This window comes from Nocardioides sp., from assembly GCF_016462705.1.
Lineage (GTDB): Bacteria > Actinomycetota > Actinomycetes > Propionibacteriales > Nocardioidaceae > Nocardioides.
In genome coordinates, this window is sequence record NZ_JAEMSS010000303.1 from 1 (window position 1) to 2,382 (window position 2,382).

Below are 2,382 nucleotides of genomic sequence, written 5' to 3' on the forward strand. Positions count from 1 at the left end.
CATGGGACCACTCTCCCGTCCCGGGCCAACCGCGCGCCATCAGGTATGTCCCTGAGACCTCGCACCGGCCCGGGTTTCCGCTCAGGGCCCGCTGGCTACCGTCGCCACCATGCATGTCGAGCGCACGTTCACCGTGGCCACGCCGATCGAGGAGGTCTTCGACTACCTCGTCGACTTCGAGCACACCAACGAGTGGGATCCCGGCACCATCGAGACCCGGCGGATCTCCGGGGACGGCGGGGTGGGCACGAAGTACCACAACGAGTCGGAGTTCGCGGGCCGCAAGACCGAGCTGACCTACGAGTCGGTCGCCCAGGAGCGACCGACCCGGCTCCAGTTCCGCGGGACCAACAAGACCGCGACCGCGACCGACACGCTGACGTTCTCCCCCGCCGGCGGCGGCACCCAGGTGCACTACCGCGCCGACTTCGAGTTCACGTTCCCCATCAGCCTGGTCGCGCCACTGGTCGTGAAGCCCAAGCTGGGCGGGATCGCCGACGAGACCGTCGAGCAGATGAAGCGGACCCTGGAGAGTCTCCGTTAGGGTGATCGAACATCCGTTCGAACGTTTGCTAGCCTGTCCGGGTGGACTTCCAGTCGACCCTCTTCGCCCCTGACCGTCCGGCCGAGACCACTGCCGACGACTTCACGGGGCTCGAACGACGGTCGCTGACCCGGGGCGCCTGGGTCGACGTCTGCCGGGGCTGGCTGCCCCGGGCCGACGAGGTGTTCGAGACGCTGGTGCGCGACGTGCCCTGGCGGGCCGAGCGCCGGCAGATGTACGACCGGCTCGTCGACGTACCCCGCCTGGTGCACACCTACATGATCGGCGACCCGCTCCCCCATCCGGTGCTCGACGAGGCCCGAGACGCCCTGAGCCGGCACTACGAGCCCGAGCTCGGCGAGCCGTTCCGCACGGCCGGCTGCTGCTACTACCGCGACGGCCGCGACAGCGTCGCCTGGCACGGCGACACCATCGGCCGCGGCAGGAGCACCGACACGATGGTCGCGATCGTCTCGGTCGGCGACCCCCGCAGGCTGCACCTGCGGCCGCGGGCCGGCGGCGCCGACCCGATCCAGGTGGAGATGGGCCACGGCGACCTGGTCGTCATGGGCGGCTCCTGCCAGCGCACCTGGGAGCACGCGGTCCCCAAGGTCGCGCACGCCGGGCCGCGCATCTCCGTCCAGTTCCGGCCCCTCAACGTGTTCTGACCGGCACGCCGTGGAATGACGGTCGCCGACCGGGGGTTGGGCCCGACATGACCCAGACCAGCACAGAGAACGTCGCAGCCCAGTCCGGACGCTTCGAGATCGACGGCGACCTGCCGGTGGTGCGCCTCGGCTACGGCACCATGCAGCTGACCGGTGAGGGGGTCTGGGGGCCGCCGAAGGACCACGACGAGGCCATCCGGGTGCTCCGACGCGCCGTGGAGCTCGGCGTGACGTTCTTCGACACCGCCGACTCCTACGGCCCCACGGTGGCCGAGGAGCTGCTCGCGGAGGCGCTGCACCCCTACGCCGACGACGTCGTGATCGCCACCAAGGCCGGGCTCACCCGCACGGGCCCCGGCCAGTGGGTCCCGGTCGGTCGCCCGGAGTACCTCCGCCAGCAGGCCGAGCTGAGCCTTCGCCGGCTGCGGCTGGACCGGATCGACCTGTTCCAGCTGCACCGCATCGACGGGGCCGTGCCTCTCGAGGACCAGGTCGGTGAGCTGGCCGCGCTGCGCGACGAGGGCAAGATCAGGCACATCGGGCTCTCCGAGATCTCCGTCGACCAGCTGCGGGCCGCACAGGCGGTGGCCCCGATCGCGACTGTGCAGAACCTGTTCAACTACGCCGACCGTTCCGCCGAGCCGCTGCTGGACGTGTGCACGGCCGAGGGGATCGGCTTCATCCCGTGGTTCCCGCTGGCCACCGGCCAGCTGTCCGGCGAGCGCAGCCCGCTCTCCGCGGCGGCCCGCCAGCACGGGGTCTCCCCCTCCCAGCTCGCCCTGGCCTGGCTGCTGAGGCGCTCACCGGTCATGCTCCCGATCCCCGGCACGTCGTCGGTCGACCATCTCGAGGACAACGTCGCGGCCGCGGGCATCGAGCTCACGGACGAGGAGCTCGCACAGCTCGGTTGACCCGCCCCTGAGGCAGGCCTGACCCGCAGAGACTCACGCTCCCCCGCTCGAGCTCGAGCGGGGGAGCGTGAGTGTCACCGGCTACCCGGTGAGTCTTGCGGCTAGGCGCTGGGCGGTGCCGGAGGCGTGCCGCCATCAGCGGGCGGGGTGGCCGGAGCCGCCGGAGCGGTCGGCGGAGCCGCGGGCGCCGCGGGCGGAGCAGCGGGCGGGGTGGCCGGTGGTGTGGCCGGGGCGGCAGGAGCCGCGGGCGGCGCTGCCG

General features: G+C 72.0%; 3 protein-coding genes. All 3 read left to right on the plus strand.

Translation table 11 applies throughout. The features are described 5' to 3' along the window. Window positions 1–109: 109 nt before the first annotated feature. Genes JHD21_RS21810 through JHD21_RS21820 form a run of 3 tightly spaced genes read left to right on the plus strand, consistent with a single transcriptional unit; the run spans window position 110 to window position 2,123 of the window. Window positions 110–544 (plus strand): SRPBCC family protein, encoded by a 435-nt coding sequence (locus tag JHD21_RS21810; RefSeq protein WP_292679652.1) that lies wholly within the window; start codon window positions 110–112, stop codon window positions 542–544. Window positions 545–585: 41 nt separating this feature from the next. Beyond that, window positions 586–1,212: an alpha-ketoglutarate-dependent dioxygenase AlkB gene (locus JHD21_RS21815; protein ID WP_292679653.1), complete on the plus strand. Its 627-nt coding sequence runs from the start codon at window positions 586–588 to the stop codon at window positions 1,210–1,212. A 47-nt stretch (window positions 1,213–1,259) separates the two neighbouring features. Next, window positions 1,260–2,123: an aldo/keto reductase gene (locus JHD21_RS21820; protein WP_292679655.1), complete on the plus strand. Its 864-nt coding sequence runs from the start codon at window positions 1,260–1,262 to the stop codon at window positions 2,121–2,123. The last annotated feature ends 259 nt before the right edge of the window (window positions 2,124–2,382 follow it).